17 protein-coding genes are annotated in these 17158 nt (G+C 57.3%); all 17 read right to left on the minus strand.

Annotation, left to right across the window (positions count from 1 at the left end; genetic code table 11):
- Positions 1–33: 33 nt before the first annotated feature.
- Complete coding sequence (whiA, locus tag ACFFK0_RS05200) at positions 34–966, minus strand: DNA-binding protein WhiA (protein WP_377468875.1); 933 nt, start codon at positions 964–966, stop codon at positions 34–36.
- Between the two features lie 7 nt (positions 967–973).
- A complete protein-coding gene (gene mgfK / locus ACFFK0_RS05205) occupies positions 974–1966 on the minus strand; it encodes a gluconeogenesis morphogenetic factor MgfK (RefSeq protein WP_377468876.1) in 993 nt (330 codons plus the stop codon).
- 30 nt (positions 1967–1996) lie between these two features.
- On the minus strand, positions 1997–2884 hold the full coding sequence (rapZ, locus tag ACFFK0_RS05210; protein WP_377468877.1) for an RNase adapter RapZ: 888 nt from the start codon (positions 2882–2884) through the stop codon (positions 1997–1999).
- Between the two features lie 64 nt (positions 2885–2948).
- On the minus strand, positions 2949–3899 hold the full coding sequence (locus ACFFK0_RS05215; RefSeq protein WP_377468878.1) for an ROK family glucokinase: 951 nt from the start codon (positions 3897–3899) through the stop codon (positions 2949–2951).
- A gap of 120 nt (positions 3900–4019) precedes the next feature.
- Positions 4020–4670: an amino acid ABC transporter permease gene (locus ACFFK0_RS05220; RefSeq protein ID WP_377468879.1), complete on the minus strand. Its 651-nt coding sequence runs from the start codon at positions 4668–4670 to the stop codon at positions 4020–4022.
- A gap of 6 nt (positions 4671–4676) precedes the next feature.
- Complete coding sequence (locus tag ACFFK0_RS05225) at positions 4677–5336, minus strand: amino acid ABC transporter permease (RefSeq protein WP_377468880.1); 660 nt, start codon at positions 5334–5336, stop codon at positions 4677–4679.
- A gap of 84 nt (positions 5337–5420) precedes the next feature.
- The gene (locus ACFFK0_RS05230; protein WP_512700670.1) at positions 5421–6230 is read right to left on the minus strand and encodes a glutamate ABC transporter substrate-binding protein; all 810 of its coding nucleotides are present in this window, start codon (positions 6228–6230) and stop codon (positions 5421–5423) included.
- Positions 6231–6300: 70 nt separating this feature from the next.
- Positions 6301–7029 carry an amino acid ABC transporter ATP-binding protein gene (locus ACFFK0_RS05235; RefSeq protein ID WP_377468883.1) on the minus strand — a complete coding sequence of 243 codons (729 nt, stop codon included), beginning with the start codon at positions 7027–7029 and terminating at the stop codon, positions 6301–6303.
- Between the two features lie 317 nt (positions 7030–7346).
- Positions 7347–8312, minus strand: a complete 966-nt coding sequence (gene trxB / locus ACFFK0_RS05240) for a thioredoxin-disulfide reductase (protein ID WP_377468884.1) — start codon at positions 8310–8312, stop codon at positions 7347–7349.
- A 61-nt stretch (positions 8313–8373) separates the two neighbouring features.
- A complete protein-coding gene (locus tag ACFFK0_RS05245; RefSeq protein ID WP_377468885.1) occupies positions 8374–10113 on the minus strand; it encodes a tetratricopeptide repeat protein in 1740 nt (579 codons plus the stop codon).
- A gap of 1113 nt (positions 10114–11226) precedes the next feature.
- Positions 11227–12177 carry a ribose-phosphate diphosphokinase gene (locus tag ACFFK0_RS05250; protein WP_377468886.1) on the minus strand — a complete coding sequence of 317 codons (951 nt, stop codon included), beginning with the start codon at positions 12175–12177 and terminating at the stop codon, positions 11227–11229.
- A 52-nt stretch (positions 12178–12229) separates the two neighbouring features.
- Entirely contained in the window at positions 12230–13036 is an 807-nt protein-coding gene (gene hisJ / locus ACFFK0_RS05255) for a histidinol-phosphatase HisJ (RefSeq protein ID WP_377468887.1), read from the minus strand.
- On the minus strand, positions 13036–13764 hold the full coding sequence (gene hisIE, locus ACFFK0_RS05260) for a bifunctional phosphoribosyl-AMP cyclohydrolase/phosphoribosyl-ATP diphosphatase HisIE (RefSeq protein ID WP_377468889.1): 729 nt from the start codon (positions 13762–13764) through the stop codon (positions 13036–13038). The genes hisJ and hisIE overlap by 1 nt, the downstream gene beginning before the upstream one ends.
- Positions 13761–14519 (minus strand): imidazole glycerol phosphate synthase subunit HisF, encoded by a 759-nt coding sequence (gene hisF, locus ACFFK0_RS05265; protein WP_377468891.1) that lies wholly within the window; start codon positions 14517–14519, stop codon positions 13761–13763. Before hisF ends, hisIE begins: the two co-directional genes overlap by 4 nt.
- Positions 14520–14573: 54 nt before the next feature.
- Positions 14574–15332: a phosphoribosylformimino-5-aminoimidazole carboxamide ribotide isomerase gene (gene hisA / locus ACFFK0_RS05270; RefSeq protein WP_377468892.1), complete on the minus strand. Its 759-nt coding sequence runs from the start codon at positions 15330–15332 to the stop codon at positions 14574–14576.
- Entirely contained in the window at positions 15329–15964 is a 636-nt protein-coding gene (gene hisH / locus ACFFK0_RS05275) for an imidazole glycerol phosphate synthase subunit HisH (protein ID WP_377468894.1), read from the minus strand. The genes hisA and hisH overlap by 4 nt, the downstream gene beginning before the upstream one ends.
- Before the next feature lies 1 nt (position 15965).
- Positions 15966–16571: an imidazoleglycerol-phosphate dehydratase HisB gene (gene hisB, locus ACFFK0_RS05280; RefSeq protein WP_377468909.1), complete on the minus strand. Its 606-nt coding sequence runs from the start codon at positions 16569–16571 to the stop codon at positions 15966–15968.
- Positions 16572–17158 lie beyond the last annotated feature (587 nt).

Consider the following 17158-nt stretch of genomic DNA (forward strand, 5'->3'; position numbering starts at 1 on the left):
AGCATTTTTCAGGAAATAGCACTAGAACAAACTTCAACCCTGGCTCCGCAGCTTCTCCGCCATCTCGTCAATCTTGCGCAGACGATGGTTGACGCCGGATTTGCTGACGCTGCCCTTGAGCATATCCCCGACTTCCTTAAGGTTCATGTCCGGATACTGAAGCCGGATCTCAGCCACTTCACGCAGCTTCTCCGGCAGGTTCTCAAGTCCGACTTCCTTCTGCAGCAGCCGGATATTATCGATCTGCCGCACCGAGGCGCCGATCGTCTTGTTCAGGTTGGCGGTCTCGCAATTGACGATGCGATTGACCGAGTTGCGCATATCCTTCATAATCCGAACGTCTTCAAACCGCAGCAGCGCCTGATGCGCGCCGATAATGCTGAGGAATTGAATGATTTTCTCGCCTTCCTTGATGTAGAGGACGTAGCCCTTCTTCCGTTCGATGCAGCGAGCGTTCAGGCTGAATTTGTTGGCCAGCTGGCAGAGCGCGTTACAATGCTCCTCGTAGGCGGATGCTATCTCGAGATGATAAGACGAACCTTCGGGGTTATTGACGGAACCGCCGGCCAGAAATGCACCGCGCAAATAAGATCGTTTGCAGCAGTTATTCTTTATAATACCCTTTTCGATGCCCGGTGTAAAATGGAACCCTTCCGTAACGATCTGCAAATCCTTCAGCAGCTCCTGCACACCGTTCGGAACGCGTACGATGTACACATTGTTTTTCTTCAGCCTCATCTTCTTGCGAACCAGCAGCTCGGTGTGCAGCTGATACGTCTTCTTCAGCAGGGAGTAAATCCGTCTGGCAATGGCGGCGTTCTCCGTCGAAATATCCAAGATGATGCGCTGGTTGGTCAGCTGTACGGAGCCGTTCATGCGAATCAGAGCCGAAAGCTCGGCCTTCTCGCAGCACTCGCCAACCTCAACCATCGTCAGCTCTTTCTTCGTCTGAGCCGCAAAGGACATCGGGTACTCACCTCTTTCGATCTATCCAGCTTTCCACTAACTGATGGATATGCTCACTAAGCCTCTCGGCGTCATGGCGCAAATACGTACGGAACAACACAAGCCGGTCGGCGACAACCTGGTACCCCTTCTTCGTTACTTTGTCGAGATCCAGATGTACCGCTTTGGCGCCTTTCTCCGCATACTGGGCCTGCACCTGCGGCGGAATGTCGCCATTGTTCACGATGACATAATCAAATAGATGATGCCCGACATGATCGTGAATCGCTTGCAAATGATCGCTTACGGAGTAATCGTCGGTTTCGCCCGGCTGCGTCATGACGTTGCAGATGAACATCTTGACCGCGTCCGACTTCATGATCTCTTCGGCAATCCCCGGAACAAGCAGATTCGGCAAAATACTCGTATATAAACTTCCCGGCCCGACCAGAATCGCATCGGCATCCCGAATCGCCTCGATCGCTTCCGGGAGCGGCTGCATATCTACCGGCTCGATGAACACACGCTTGATGCGGCCGCCGGCCTTAGGAATCTTCGACTCGCCGACGACGACCGTACCGTCCGTCATCTCCGCCTTCAGCACCGTGCCGTGGCTCGCCGCAGGCAGCACTCTGCCGCGCACGGCGAACACCCGGCTCATCTCACGCACCGCCGTAACGAAATCGCCGGTAATATCCGTCATGGAAGCAAGAATTAGGTTACCCAGACTGTGGCCGGCCAATCCCGTTCCGGATTGAAACCGGTACGACAGCATACGCGACAGCAGCGGCTCCACGTCCGCAAGCGCCGTCAACACGTTGCGGATGTCGCCCGGGGGAGGCATCTGCATCTCGTTTCTAAGAATGCCGGAGCTTCCGCCGTCATCGGCTACGGTAACAATTGCAGTTATATCAAGCGGCTTCTCCTTCAGTCCCCGCAGCATGACGGACAGTCCTGTGCCTCCGCCAATCACAACAATACGTGGCTGTTCCGATTCGCCGGCCTTCCCAGCACGATCCATTCTGCTCACCTTCTTCGCGGCTTCCTCGTGCTAATGGCGATCCCTCTCCGAGTCGCGGTGGGTGACACGCACTTGTCCGTTTTCGTCATTGTCCAGCAGCTTGCCTAAATACTCCGCAATCGCCACCGAGCGGTGTTTGCCTCCGGTGCAGCCGATGCCGACTACAACCTGGCTCTTGCCTTCCTTCTTGTAATGAGGGACGAGAAAATGCAGCATATCCGTCAGCTTCGCGAGAAACTCCTGCGTTTCCGTCCACTTCATAACATATTCATATACTTCCGGGTTTTGTCCCGTGAGCGGACGCAAATTCTCGATATAGTGAGGATTCGGCAGAAACCGCACGTCGAAGATCAAATCCGCATCAATCGGGACCCCGTATTTGAATCCGAACGAAACGAAATTGATGTTGATCCGGTTCGATTCCAAATTCGTGAAGCGGGATACGATTCTCTCTTTCAGCTGGGCAGGCTTGAGCGCACTTGTGTCGATCACCTGTGTCGCCATGCCCTTCAGCTCTTCGAGCAGCTTGCGTTCCAGCGTAATGCCCTCGAGCGGCAGTCCCTCCGGGGCGAGCGGATGGCGCCGGCGGCTTTCCTTATAACGCTGTACAAGCGTATTATCCGTCGAATCGAGGAATAAGATTTCATAAGTAATGGTAAAATGCTCTCTAATATACTTCAGTGACTCTTGAAGCGATGTGAAGAACTCACGTCCCCTCAAGTCGATCACCAAGGCCACCTTCCCGATCTTGCCCTGCGACTGCTCGATCAGTTCGGCGAATTTCGGTATCAGTACCGGCGGAAGGTTGTCGACACAGAAAAATCCGAGGTCCTCCAAGCTCTGCACCGCTATCGTCTTTCCCGCTCCCGACATGCCGGTAATAATGACCAGCTTCGCCGGTGCCAGAGTTTCGTCCATGGATACGTTCCCTCCCGCTTTGCTTCTTGCAAATCGATGATGACAACCGAACCGGCTGCCGGGTTTAACCGCGCAGAATGAGGCCGGCCGCACCGACCACGCCGGCGTTGTTGCCTAGCGTTGCAGGGACGATATCGACGCCTTCCTGCGCAGCCTCCGGCGCATACTTGCGGAACGTCTCGCGGATCGGCTCGAACAATATGTCTCCCGCCTTCGATACGCCGCCGCCAACGATAAAACGCTTCGGATTCACAACAACCGCTACCGTAGCCATCGAACGGCCGAGATAGTAAGCGGCCCGGTTCACAGTGCGCAGAGCGACTTCGTCGCCGGCCTTCGCCGCATCGAATACGTCCTTCGCTTCAATTCTCTCCAGCTCGCTGAGCGATGTCGTCTCGCCGCGTTCTACGGCTTCCTTCGCCATGCGCACGATGCCCGTTGCCGACGAGACGGTTTCCAGACAGCCCGTTTGGCCGCAGCCGCACTTAATCGCCTCGATATCCGGCACGATCGCCATGTGGCCCAGCTCGCCGGCCATGCCGGTTGCGCCTTGATAAATTTTGTCTCTTATAATGATGCCGCCGCCGACGCCGGTACCCAGCGTAAAGGCGACAATATTCGATATACCGCGGCCCGCGCCGCCCCACGCTTCGCCCAGCGCCGCCACGTTGGCGTCGTTGTCGATCTTCACCGTCTTGCCCAGCTTCGCTTCCAGCGTCTTCTTCACCGGCACGTTGCGGAAGCCCGGGAAGTTCGGCGACAGCTTCACGAAGCCTTCCGGAATGTCCATAAATCCGGCAATGCCGATCCCGATCCCCCCAACCTGCTCCCACGTGTAGGAGGATTGTTCGACAATCTTCTTCACATATTCGGCGATACGGTCAAGTACCGTGTCGGGTCCCTGATCGGCATCCGTCGGCCCCTCATAAGTATGAGTCAGGTTGCCTTCTTCGTCACAAAGCCCCACTTTAATTGTAGTACCGCCGATATCGACGCCAACGTAAATCTTATCCATCGAATCAATTCACCTCATGGTAGGAATGGTGTACGGGATATACTCCTGTTCCAACTATAAGCGATGGCTTGGGGCAGGTCAAGGCTTCTCAGCATGTGGAAGCCGGTTGCCAATGTCAAGCTAGGCCCGCTTTAACTCCAGCTTCCCTGCGATTCGGGACAACAAATAATTCACGACAAAATACATCAAGCCGACAAGCAGGAACGCCGGCAGCGTGAAGTTGACATTTTGACTCTTGACGATGTTCATGTTGTGGACAAGCTCCGGAAGCGCGATAATCGTCGCCAGCGACGTATCCTTCAGCAGAGCGATGAATTGGGACACGGTCGGCGGCACCATGCGGCGCAGCGCCTGCGGCAGCACGATATAGCGAAGCGTCTGCGCGGAGGTGAGGCCCGACGCCCGCGCCGCTTCAATCTGTCCCTTATCGATGGACGCGAGCCCCCCGCGGACGATTTCGGACAGCATCGCCGACTGGAACACCGTCATCGCCACGATCGTGGAGACGAACACGTTCATCTTGAGCCCAACCTCGGGCAGAGCGAAGTGGGTGAAAAAAATGATCAGCAGCAGCGGCAAATTCCGGATCGTCTCCACCCATACGGCCGTCGCCTGAGCCAGCACCGGAATATGAGCATAGCGTATGGAAGCGAGAACGCAGCCCAGGACAAAGCTGAGCACGATGGACACCGCCGCCACCTCCAGCGTCACGAGCAAGCCTTCCAGCAGAAAGCGGACGTTGTGCAGCTCGTAGGCTCCGAGAAAATCCATGCGGGATCACCCCTGTGTCTTGGCGTATTTGCGTTCCAAAGCTTTCACGGCGAAGCTGATCGGGATCGTGAGAACGAGGTAAAACATCCCGACGAACAAGTACGGACTGAACGTGACGAACGTCTGCGTAGAGATGATGTCGGCGTAATACATCAGGTCGAATCCGGCGACAACGCCGAGGATGGCGGAGTTCTTCACAATATTGAGAAACTGGTTGCCAATCGGCGGAATGACGATGCGAATCGCTTGCGGCAAAACGATATGCCGCATCGCTTGCACGTAAGTGAGCCCGGATGCCCGAGCCGCCTCCATCTGTCCTTTCGGCACCGACAGAATGCCCGCTCTCACCGCTTCCGCCACGAACGAAGCCGTGTAGACGATGAGCCCGAGCGTACCGGAGGTGAAGCCGTCGATCGCCTGCAGCCCCAGAGCCCCCGGCAGCAGGTAAAACCCGTACACAACAAGGAGCAGCGGCAGGTTGCGGATGATCTCCACGTAAGCGGCGCCTATCGCGTTCAACAGGCGGTTCGGGGTGATGCGCAGCACGGCGACGAACGTCCCGAGCACGAAGCTGCCCAGCATAGCGAGCAAACTGGCCGCGACCACATGGGCGAAGCCTTGCAGGTACAGATCCAGGTGCTTCGTTAATATGGAGATATCGATCATAAAGTGTTTCCCTCCTTCTAAGCGGGGGATAGGCAAAGGGATGAACAGCCGTCATTCAGCCGTTCACCCCCGGGACGGGCTCATTTACTTGGTCGGCTTCTCTCCGATCCACTTTTCGTACAGCTTATCGTACTCGCCATTTTGCTGCATCTCTTTGAGAAGATCGTTGATCAGCTTCTGCAGCTCGGCGTTGCCCTTCTTTACGGCGATGCCGTATGGCTCATCCGTGAACGTGCCGCCGACGACCTGGAAGTTCGGGTCCTGCTTCGCCATACCGTACAAGATCGCGTTATCCGTCGTCAGAGCGTCGCCTTGGCCGGACTTGAGCGCAGCGAACGCGTCCTGGTAATTGTCGAATTCGAGGACGGTAGCCTCCGGCGCCTTCTGCCTAATGTTCTGCACGGACGTCGAGCCCTTCGCTCCCAGCACCTTCGTCCCTTTCTTCAGATCGGCGATCGACTGCACCGGATTTCCCTTCTTCACCAGCAGGGACTGCCCCGCCTTGAAGTATACCTCGGTAAAATCAACCTGCTGCTTCCGCTCATCCGTGATCGTCATCGTAGCGATGATGGCGTCGATCTCGCCGTTTTGCAGCATCGGAATGCGCGTCTTGGATGTCACTTCCTTCAGCTCGAGCTTCGATTCATCGCCCAAAATCTTCTTGGCGATCGCCTTCGCAACGTCAATGTCGAAGCCCTCGACCTGGCCGCTTGCCGGATTTTTGAAGCCGAACAAGAACGTATCGTACTTGACGCCGACGATCAGCTTGCCGCGCTGCTTGATGGCGTCCAGAGCACCGGCGGAGGACGAAGCGTTCGATGTAGAAGATCCACCCGCTGCCGGTGCGGCCGGCGAACCGCCGCAGGCGGATAGAAGCAGTGCGAACAGCAGCATGGCGATAGCAGCCGGAATCCACTTGGATTGGGTTTGGCGGGTATTCGTCATGGAGAGGTCCCCCTTTTGGTTAATGATGCAGCAGCCGGTTCAGGAACTGCTGAGTCCTGGTCTCACGCGGACTTGTAAAAAACTGCGACGGCGGCGCTTCCTCTACGATCTGCCCTTGATCCATAAAGACGATCCGGTCGGCCACCTCCTTGGCAAAGCCCATCTCGTGCGTAACGACGACCATCGTCATGCCCTCCCGGGCCAGCGTCTTCATCACGTCCAGCACCTCGCCGATCATTTCCGGATCGAGCGCCGAGGTCGGCTCGTCAAACAGCATGACGGCCGGTTTCATCGCCAATCCGCGGGCAATCGCGACCCGCTGCTGCTGACCGCCCGACAGCTGCGACGGGTAGGCGTCCGCCTTTTCCGGGATCCCGACCTTCGCCAGATAAGAGCGGGCGAGCTGCTGCGCTTCGGCCGGCGGCATTTTCAATACTTTCATGGGGGCCAAGGTGATGTTGTCGAGTACTCTCATATGCGGGTACAGGTTGAAATGCTGGAACACCATCCCGATCTCCTTGCGCAGCTTGTTGATGTCGGTCCGCTTCGCCGTAACGGAAGCGCCGTTCACCGTGAGCTCCCCGTCCGTCACTTCCTCCAGGCGGTTGATACAGCGGAGCAGCGTGCTTTTGCCGGAGCCGGACGGTCCGATAATGACGACGACTTCGCCCTTGCGAATGGTCAGGTTGATGTCCTTCAACACCTGTGTCTGACCGAAGTGCTTAGTTACTCCGCGAAATTCAATCAAGAGCGCACCTCCTCCGCGGGGGTCAAATATATTAAGCATGTATATGAGGGGGAGAGTGCGTTTATAACGGTTGTCGGGGTTCGTTGCTTGCTGCAGCGGTGTTGGGGACGAGCATTCATGCGGGGTTAAGAGGGCGGCCGCTGGCGGGGCCCCGGTAGTTTTCAGCATGGTTATAGTCGTCCCCGGCCCCGACCGAATTACAAAGCCGCCGCAGCCGCTCCATTCCGTTTCCGCCGAACAACACAAAAAGGCCGAGCCAAGGCATGAAGCCCTGACCCAGCCCTACATATTTCCCTAATTCAGCCCTCACCGGAAGCTTACTTGCTCAGCGTCTCGCTCCAGTCGTGCACCGAGTTGCCCTCGAGGAACTTCTCCGCGTCGAGCGCCGCCATGCAGCCGCTGCCCGCAGCCGTGATCGCTTGGCGGTAGTGCTTATCCTGCACATCGCCGCAAGCGAATACGCCCGGAACGTTCGTCTGCGTCGTGCCCGGCTTCACTACGATGTAGCCGACATCGTCGGTCGTAATTTGCCCGCCGAGGAACTCGGTGTTCGGCTTGTGGCCGATCGCCACGAAGATGCCGTCCGTCTCGAATACTTCTTCCGCCCCTGTCTCGTTGTTCTTCACTTTGAGGCCGGCAACGCTGCCTTCGGCGTTCAGCACAACTTCCAGCGGCGTATGGTTCAGGCTCCACTTGATCTTCGGATTCTCTCGCGCGCGGTCCTGCATGATCTTCGAAGCGCGAAGCTCGTTGCGGCGATGCACCAGGCGCACTTCCGAGCCGAAACGGGTCAGGAAGTTCGCTTCTTCCATCGCGGAGTCGCCCCCGCCGACGACGATGATTTTCTTGCCGCGGAAGAAGAAGCCGTCGCAAGTCGCGCATGCGCTGACGCCGCGCCCGAGCGCTTCCTTCTCGTTCGGAATCCCGAGATACTTCGCCGAAGCGCCAGTCGAGATGATCAGCGTCTCCGCGACAATCTCGCCATGGCCTTCCACCGTCAGCTTAAACGGGCGGTTCGACAGATCGACCTTGTTGACCCAGCCGGTCTTGAACTGCGCGCCGAAGCGCTCCGCTTGCTTGCGCATATTTTCCATCAGCTCGGGACCCATGATCCCTTCGGGAAAGCCCGGGAAGTTCTCGACATCCGTCGTCGTGGTCAATTGGCCGCCAGGCTCCGGACCTTCAATAACAAGCGGGTTCAGATTGGCGCGTGCCAAATAAATCGCGGCTGTCAGGCCGGACGGGCCTGTTCCGATTACAACAGATTTGTACGTAGTAGACATACACACCTCTCCTCTCTCTATCGACACCCTGAGAGCAGCCTGACCGGCATACAATCCCCGGCTATGGCAGCTTAGGGAAAATCGCATCCATTTTCTCCCGCAATCCGCACGCTTCGTCGATCCATTTGACGTTCTTGCTGACCGTCGCCACCCCGACGTTATAACGTGCCGCCACCTCGTAATACGAAATGGCCTTGCGGTGCATCTTGGCAATTAAATATTCCAGAGCCGCCGCCCAGCCTTCTACCTTCGTGATCTTCGGGACCGTCGGGTAGACGCGGGTCAGGAATTCGACCCACAGCGTCTCGAGATCGTGCTGCTGGATCATGTCGTAGCGCTTGTTCATCGTCTGAACCGCTTTATCCATAACCGACTGCCACTTGGCTTCCCAACGCGGCAGCTTCGGCGAGTACGGCGACGCCTCCAGCACCAAAGTCTGGCCGTCGAGCACGACCTTGAGCGGCTCGCCGACGCCGATGGCGCGCAGCACGAAGATCGCCACCTTCTTCAGGTAATCGTCTTCCGCCGGATCCTGGATAAAATCGCGCAGCGCTTCTTGCACCTCATTATCGGCAATCAGCCCGAACGCCTGAATGACCTGCAGCTTCGTATCGGCATCCCCGTGGCGCAGCGCCCAGAAGAACGACGAGCGCACAAGCGGATCCTTCTTCAGATGCTCCGGAATGCCCTGCTGCGTCTTCTCCAGCACCTTGAACTGCTCTTCGAACGGCAGATGGTAATGGTAGCTGAAGCTCGGCTTCGGCTCGCCGCGTCTCAGCAGCTCCAGCTGCCCGAGATAGAACGCCGGAATATTCGATTCCGGGTCGGCCTTCTGCGCCTGCCGCCACAGCTTCTCCGCCTCGATATAGCGCCCGATATTCGTCGCCGCCACCGCAGCATAGTGATACAGGCACGGCTCGAGTCCCGCTTCGCCGGATTTCAGCAGCCGCTTGAACAGATGATACGCCTTCTCGTGTTCCGCCAAGATTCCCATCGTCGTCGCCAGCTTGAATACGTGGTCGGCGTGATACGGATATGTCTTGCGCAGAACGTCGAGCAGCTCGCCGAGCTCCTTCTTGTTTCCGAAGTGCTGATGGAAAATCGCCAGATTGCACAGCGCGTGCAGATTGCCGGGATCGCGCTCCAGCACGTCGTGAATCGTCGCCATCGACTTCTCGAACTGTCCCATGTAGTAATACGCCAGGGCCAGGTTATTGCGCGCAGCCGTCAAATCCTCATGCTTCTTCAGAAGCTTCTCCAGCTGGCGCACCGCTTCGGCGAATTTGCCCTCTTCGAGCAGCGCCCGCGCTTTATCGTGCTCGTAGAAGCCTTCGCGCGACTTGATCGAATTCGGCTGCACGGGACGCCCAAGCTCGATCGAGAGGAACTCCATCATCTCCTCCGCCTCGTTCAGGAACTGCCCGTATTCGTCCTGCTCCAAATAAAGAAGGAGCGCTTTCTCGGCCTGCTCGTAGTTTTCCATGTTGGCGTAATTATTAGCCATGTAAAAATGACATTCCGTCATGGCCGGATCGATCGATTCGAGCACGTGCTGCAGCAAGCGATTCGACTCCTCATACTTGCCCGTCTCGGACAGAACGCCCGCCAAATTGCAGTGATTCACCGGATTGTTCGGCTCGTACTCGGCCGCCCGGCGGAAATATTTCAGTGCCTTATCGTAATGGTACCGGTCGAGAGATTGCACCGCCCGTTCGAAAAAGAACGCCGCATCCATCTGGATGTCGATAACTTTCGGCTTGCTCATTGTCCCGGGTGCGGATAGGCGCTTCTTCTTCTCCATTGCTCGGCACCTCCTGTTGTTGTTTAGAATTATTACAAAAAATATGAAGCTACGCAAATTATATCACATTCGAGGCTATTTCCCAATAAGCAAGTCGGCGGAGCAGTTGATTATACCTGAAAAATACAGACAAGCTCCTGCTTTCGGCCGGGACGCGGCCTACTGTGTATAAGTTGATTGGTCGATAACCTTCAAAATGATGACTTCCTGGCCTCCAACTTCTATTCGAGCAGGAGGACTCAAGTTGATGGCCTTTTCGGGCGCATGGGGGTTACCCATAATTTGAGTAGACTTAAAGCTACCGTCCTGGATGAAAGATAGGACCAACAATACTGCAAAACCTAGCGCCGTTACTATAGCCAGCGATCTCATCGTCAAGCACCTCCATTTTAGTTCCATTGTACACCTAGCAGCAGGTTTGCTCCATATTCGCCTCGCGATGCAGCTACAATTTCACCGATAGGAGTATGTCGCTTTGGCAGATGTTTCTGGTGCTCTGACGGTATTGAGCATTCCTTCCGGCTGTACCACAACAATAGCTGCATGCGACGAAGAACGTCCCGAATCCTTTCTGCAGGAAAGGCTCGGGGCGTTCTGCATTTGAACGTATGCCATTAAAAGAAGAAGCTCACACGAGGTTCCTTCAATATCATTCAGACCGGAGGCTTGCCTGCATGCTGGTTCGGCCGTTACGGCCAATCGATGTTGTGCCGCACCTGGGCATCTCCCACCGGACCGCGTCCGTACGCTTCAGTCGCTTGCGGCGAAAGGATGATTTACTCCTATAACCGGCCCATCTACCAAAATACGGTCGGCTTTGCGACCCAACACGAAACATTGAAGCACTTGTAGAAGGAAAGCCTGCAAATGTACAGGAAATCGTGTACTGTCTTGAATACCTCGGAACGATTACTGCGAAAATACAGTCTTATTAGCACGACGATAGCTTGACTAGCAGGAATGGCTGCACTTTTTACATTAATGTTAGTCGGAATGCTATCAACTAAATCCTTATTCGATTCCTCTCGGGGGAGCTCTTCTATACAGTAAATGGCAGGGTGTCTGTGAAGAAGGTAACGCAGCCATATCTTCACGCATAAAAAAGACGGGGTATTAAACCCCGCCGTATTTGAACAGCGAACTGATGGAGCCGCCTTCCAAAATAATGCGAATCGCGTTGGAGAGCAGCGGTGCTACCGTAAGAATTTTGAACTTGTCCGAGTGGCTTTCCTCGACCGCGATAGAGTCGGTGATGACGACCTCGTTAATATTCGGATGATCGAGACGCTGGATCGCCGGGCCGGAAAATACCGGGTGCGTCGCGCAGATGAAGGCGTCCTCGGCCCCGCGCTCCTTCAGCCCTTCGACAACGTTGACGATCGTCGTGCCGGTGTCGATCAGGTCCTCAATGATGATCGGCGTGTAGCCGGCCACTTCACCGATCAAGTGCGTGATCACAGCTTCGTTATGAGCAGGACGCTTCTTGATCATGATCGCGAAAGGAGCGTCGAGCACGTTCGCCATCTTCTCCGCGGCGGAAGCGCGTCCCGCGTCCGGCGATACGACGACCGGATTGCGGATGTCTTTGCGTCGAATATAGTCGCTGATCAGATCAAGCGCAGTCAAATGATCGACAGGAATGTCGAAAAATCCTTGAATTGCCGGTGCATGCAGGTCAATCGTGACGACACGATCCGCGCCTGCGGCTTGCAGAAGGTCTGCCACCAGCTTCGCCGAAATCGGCTCGCGCGGCGCAGCCTTTCGCTCCTGACGGGAGTAACCATAGTACGGGAGGACAATGTTGATCGTTTTGGCGGATGCCCTTTTGGCGGCGTCCATCATGACCAGCAGCTCCACCAGATGCTCGTTGATCGGATGAGAGAAGGTCTGAACCAGGAACACATCGCAGTTACGGATGCTTTCTTCATATAGACAGTAAATTTCGCCGCTCTTGAAGCGCGAAAGCTTGATGATCCCTAGTGACTGCCCCAATTCGGCGGCAATACGCTCCGCTAACTTCGGGTTCGAGGAGCCGGAAAAAATCTTCACTTTGTCGCTGTACATGGTACCCTCCACGTTCCAAATATAAATCTATTATACATGAAAACTGTCGAATTTAGAAACCCGAAAGGGAGCGTTTTCTGCCTGAAAATGTGGCTATTTGCGTAACTCCGATCTCTTTCAGCAGCTCCCGCGCCTGATCCAGGTACTGACCGAGGCGCTCCGGCTGATGCGCGTCGGAGCCGATCGTGATCGGAATCCCGATGCTGTGCGCGTACTCGAGCATGCGGCGGCTCGGGAACATCTCTTCGCACGGCATACGCAGGCCGGATGCGTTCAGCTCAATGGCGAGGTTGCAAGCCTTGACGACGTCCAGCGTCTCCCGCTCCAGCTCGAGCATCGGCTCCGCCGGCTTATAGCCGAACCGCTTGATCACGTCGATATGTCCGATATAGTCGTAGAAGCCCGTCCGCGCCGCCTTCTGCACGGCTTCGTAGTACTGGCGGTACACGTCCTCGGGACTTTTGCCCTCCCAGCCCGCCAGCTGCCGCGAATCCGAGATGTCCCATTCCCCGAGAAAATGAACCGATCCGATCACGTAGTCGAACGGGTATGCTTTTATAATATCCTCAATCTGCCGCTCGTACCCCTCAATATAATCGCCCTCGAGTCCGACGCGGATGTCGATCTCGTTCTTGTACTTATCCTTGAGGTATAAGCATTCTTCTACATATTTCGGCAGCTCTTCCATCGGCATCGCCATGCCGGGATAATACGTCGCCGGGTCCACATGAAGAAGCGGCATGTGATCGGACAGCCCCAGCTGGGTCAGCCCGATCTCAATGCCGCGCCTTACATATTCCTCCAACGAGCCGGAGGCGTGGCCGCAGCGGACGTGATGCGTGTGGTAATCGATCCACATCAGCGAATCTCACTCCTGCGGGAAAATTTTTGATCCGACGATGCGCCCTTCAGATGGCGGCTTTCCAGCTCGCGCAGCACGGCATCGAGCGGCACCTTGCGCTCGCGAAGCAGCACCAGCAGGTGGAACAGCACGTCGCCGGCCTCGTAGCGCAGCTCGTCGTTGTCGTTGTTCTTCGCGCCGATCACGACCTCTGCCGCTTCTTCGGCGAACTTCTTAAGAATTTTGTCGAGACCCTTCTCGAACAGGTAGGTCGTATACGAGCCTTCCGGACGCTCCGCTTCTCGCGCGGCGATCAGCGATTCAAGCTCGGATAGGATCGCAAAGCGATCCGCCGCCGCAGTCGATTGCCCCGCGTTCGGGGATGCGCCTTCGGCATGATTTTGCACTGGGATATCGTTATAGAAGCAAGAGTACTTGCCCGTATGGCAGGCCGGGCCCTTCTGCTCCACGAGCACGAGCAGCGTGTCGCCGTCGCAATCATACTTCAGCGACACGACGGATTGCGTGTGGCCGGACGTTGCGCCCTTGTGCCACAGCTCTCCGCGGGAGCGGCTCCAGAACCACGTCTCGCCTGAGGCGATCGTACGCCGCAGCGACTCTTCGTTCATATAGGCGAGCATGAGCACTTCTTTGGACACGACGTCTTGAACGACGGCCGGCACAAGGCCCTGCACGTCGAACTTGATGTCCGCGGGAACGGATACCGCTTCGTAAATCTCGGTCATCGAACTTCGACTCCTTTGCTGCGGAGGTCGTTCTTGACCTCGGGAATGGCAATTTCTTTGTAGTGGAAAATCGTAGCGGCAAGTCCGGCGTCAGCCTGGCCTTCCGTGAATACGTCGAAGAAGTCGGCGACTTTGCCCGCACCGCCGGAGGCGATGACCGGAATCGTAACGAGCGACGACACCGCCTTGGTCAGCGGCAGGTCGAAGCCGTCCTTCGTGCCGTCCGCATCCATGCTCGTCAGCAGGATTTCGCCAGCGCCGAGCTGCTCGACGCGCTTTGCCCATTCAAGCGCCTTCAGCCCCGTCGGCTTGCGGCCGCCGTGAGTGACGACCTCCCACTCCCCCCACTCGGGGTTCATGCGGGCGTCAATCGCAACGACGATGCACTGCGAGCCGAAGCGTCGCGCTCCGTCGGAAATGAGCTGCGGGTTCGTGACGGCGGCCGTATTGATGCCGGTTTTGTCCGCGCCCGCACGGAGCAGCCTCTTCATATCGTCGGTTGATGAAATACCGCCGCCGACCGTGAACGGGATCGTGATTTCTCCCGCTGTCTTGCGTACGACTTCCACCATGGTGGCCCGCCCTTCGACGGATGCCGATATATCGAGAAACACGAGCTCGTCGGCGCCTTCGCGGTCATAAATCGCAGCCAGCTCGACCGGATCACCGGCATCGCGCAGGTTGACGAAGTTGACGCCTTTGACGACGCGGCCGTCCTTTACGTCGAGGCATGGAATAATTCTTTTGGCTAGCAAAGGTGTGTACCTCCTTGATCAAGGGGTGGCAGCTTCAGCGCTGCAGACGTACCGTTATATGCTGCGGCAGTAGGCCAGAACATCGCGATAAGACAGCTGCCCTCCGAAAATATCCAGCGCGGAGCCGATCGTAATATCGAGACGGCCCCCGGTAATATCGCGGAATTTGGCCAAATCGTCGAGTGACCGCGCTCCCCCGGCGTAGGTCGTCGGAATCGTCGTCCACTCCGCCAGACTGGCCGCCAGACGCTCCTGCACGCCCTCGCGCTTGCCTTCCACGTCTACGGCATGAATAAGCAGCTCGGCGCAGTACGGCTCCAGCCTGGCAATGCCTTCGCGGTTCACTTCAAAATCGCTGAACGTGCGCCATTGGTTGGTGACGACGTAATACTTCCCGTCCTTCTCCTTACAGCTCAAATCAATGACGAGCCGCTGCGGACCGACTATGGCGGCAACCGCCTCGAGGTTATCCCAGTTCAGCTTCCCGTCTTGAAAAATATAGGAAGTTACGATAACGTGCGAAGCCCCGAGGTCAATGTACTGCTGAGCGTTGCCGGCATTGATGCCTCCGCCGATCTGCAGGCCGCCGGGGTAAGCGCGCAGCGCTTCCGCCGCCGCCTCCTCGTTGCCGCCGCCCAGCATAATGACATGGCCGCCTGTCAGCCCGTCGTCCTTGTACATCCCGGCATAGTAGGCCGGAGTATGCTCCGAGACGAAATTTTCGACGACCTTGCTGTCGTCCGGCTGCAGCGTCTCGCCGACGATCTGCTTGACTTTGCCTTGATGGAGATCGATGCAGGGCCGGAATTTCATGCGTTCGACACCTGCGCTTTGCCGTTCTTCGTCAAGCTCAGGAAGTTGCCGAGCAGCTTGATGCCGACATCGCCGCTTTTTTCCGGATGGAACTGCATGCCGTACACATTGCCGCGGCCGACAATCGCCGTCACCGGCTGATAATAGTCGGTCGTCGCCAGCAGGTCGGAGACGAGCTCCGGCCTAGCGTGGAACGAATGCACGAAATACACGTGCCCTTCTTCAAGATCGCTGAACAGCGGACTAGGCTGCTTAAACGACAGCCGGTTCCAGCCCATATGCGGCACCTTGTATTCGCCTTGGAAGCGAACGACGTGGCCCGGCAGCAAATTCAGGCCTTGATGATAGCCGTGTTCCTCACTGCTGGAGAACAGCAGCTGCATGCCGAGGCAAATGCCGAGCAGCGGCTTTCCGCTTGCCGCATATTGGAGCACCGCGTCTTTCAGCCCGGTCGCTTCGAGCTGCTCCATCGCATCGCCGAAAGCGCCGACGCCGGGCAGAATCGCTCCGTCCGCTGCCAGGAGCTCCTCGGCGTCCGATGTTATGACGTAAGGGAAGCCGAGCCGTTCCACCGCTTTGGAGACGCTGTGCAGATTGCCCATGCCGTAGTCGATAATGGCGATTTGGCTCATTTTACAGCACCCCTTTCGTCGAAGGAACCCCCTGCACGCGCGGATCGATCGTTGTCGCCTCGTCGAGAGCGCGGCCGAGCGCCTTGAACACCGCTTCGATCATGTGATGGGTGTTCATGCCGTAATGCACGATGACATGCAGCGTAATGCGCGCTTCAAGCGCGAACTTCCACAGAAACTCATGGAAGAGCTCGACCTCGAACGATCCGACCTTCGCGGAAGGATATTGAGCCCGGTATTCAAAATGCGGCCGGTTGCTGATATCGATCACAACCTGCGCCAATGCTTCGTCCATCGGGATGAATACGCTGGCGTACCGTTTAATGCCCTTCTTGTTGCCGAGCGCCTCGCGCAGCGTCTGGCCGAGGCAAATCCCGATATCTTCGACGGTGTGGTGATCGTCGATGTCGATATCGCCGCGCGCTTCGACCTTCAGATCGAATTGGCCATGCTTCGTGAACAAATCGAGCATATGGTTCAGGAACGGCACGTCCGTCTCGATCTCCGAGCGGCCGGTGCCGTCTACGCCGAATGTCAGGCGGATGTCGGTTTCGTTCGTCTTCCGGGCGATCGATGCCGTTCTGGTGCCCGGCACTGCAGCCGACAAATACTCGCCAAGCGGTGTACCGGCACCTGCGTTGGGGCTGCCTGTGTTGGCGCTGCCGGTAACGCTGCTGCCGCCTTCGTTGCCGCCGCTGCTGGCATTCGCTCCATTACCGCCGTTGTTGCTGCCGCCTAGCCCGCCATTGCCGCTGCCGTCGTTTGCGCCGTTTCCGTTACCGCCGCTGCTTCCTGCCGCCGAGCCGCCTCCAGCCCCGCTCGCCCTGCCGTCCGCCGCTGCCGACGGGCCTCCCGCCAGCTCTTCGCGCCCCGCCGCCGCTTGCGCCGCTGCCTGCAGCAGCTGCGCATCCGCGACCGTCTTGCCGTCGCTCCATGTGCCCGTTACGATTTGCTCCGCTCCATTAGCCGGAACCGCCGAATCCGGACGAAGCTTCCACCACTCCGGACCGCTGCGTTCGGCGCCAGCCGCTTCGCCGTCCGCTCTATCGGCCTCTGCCGCAGTTTCGTCTTGCTCACTGCCGGGTTGCCCACGGTAGCTATTGACGCCGTAAGCCGCCGAACCGCCGCTTTCGCCATCTTGTCCGCTGTTGCCGCCCTGACCGCCGTTATTGCCGGCGTTATCGTTCGCTCCGC

The sequence above is a fragment of the Paenibacillus chartarius genome (assembly GCF_042432825.1).
In the GTDB taxonomy this organism is placed as follows: Bacteria; Bacillota; Bacilli; order Paenibacillales; family NBRC-103111; genus Gordoniibacillus; species Gordoniibacillus chartarius.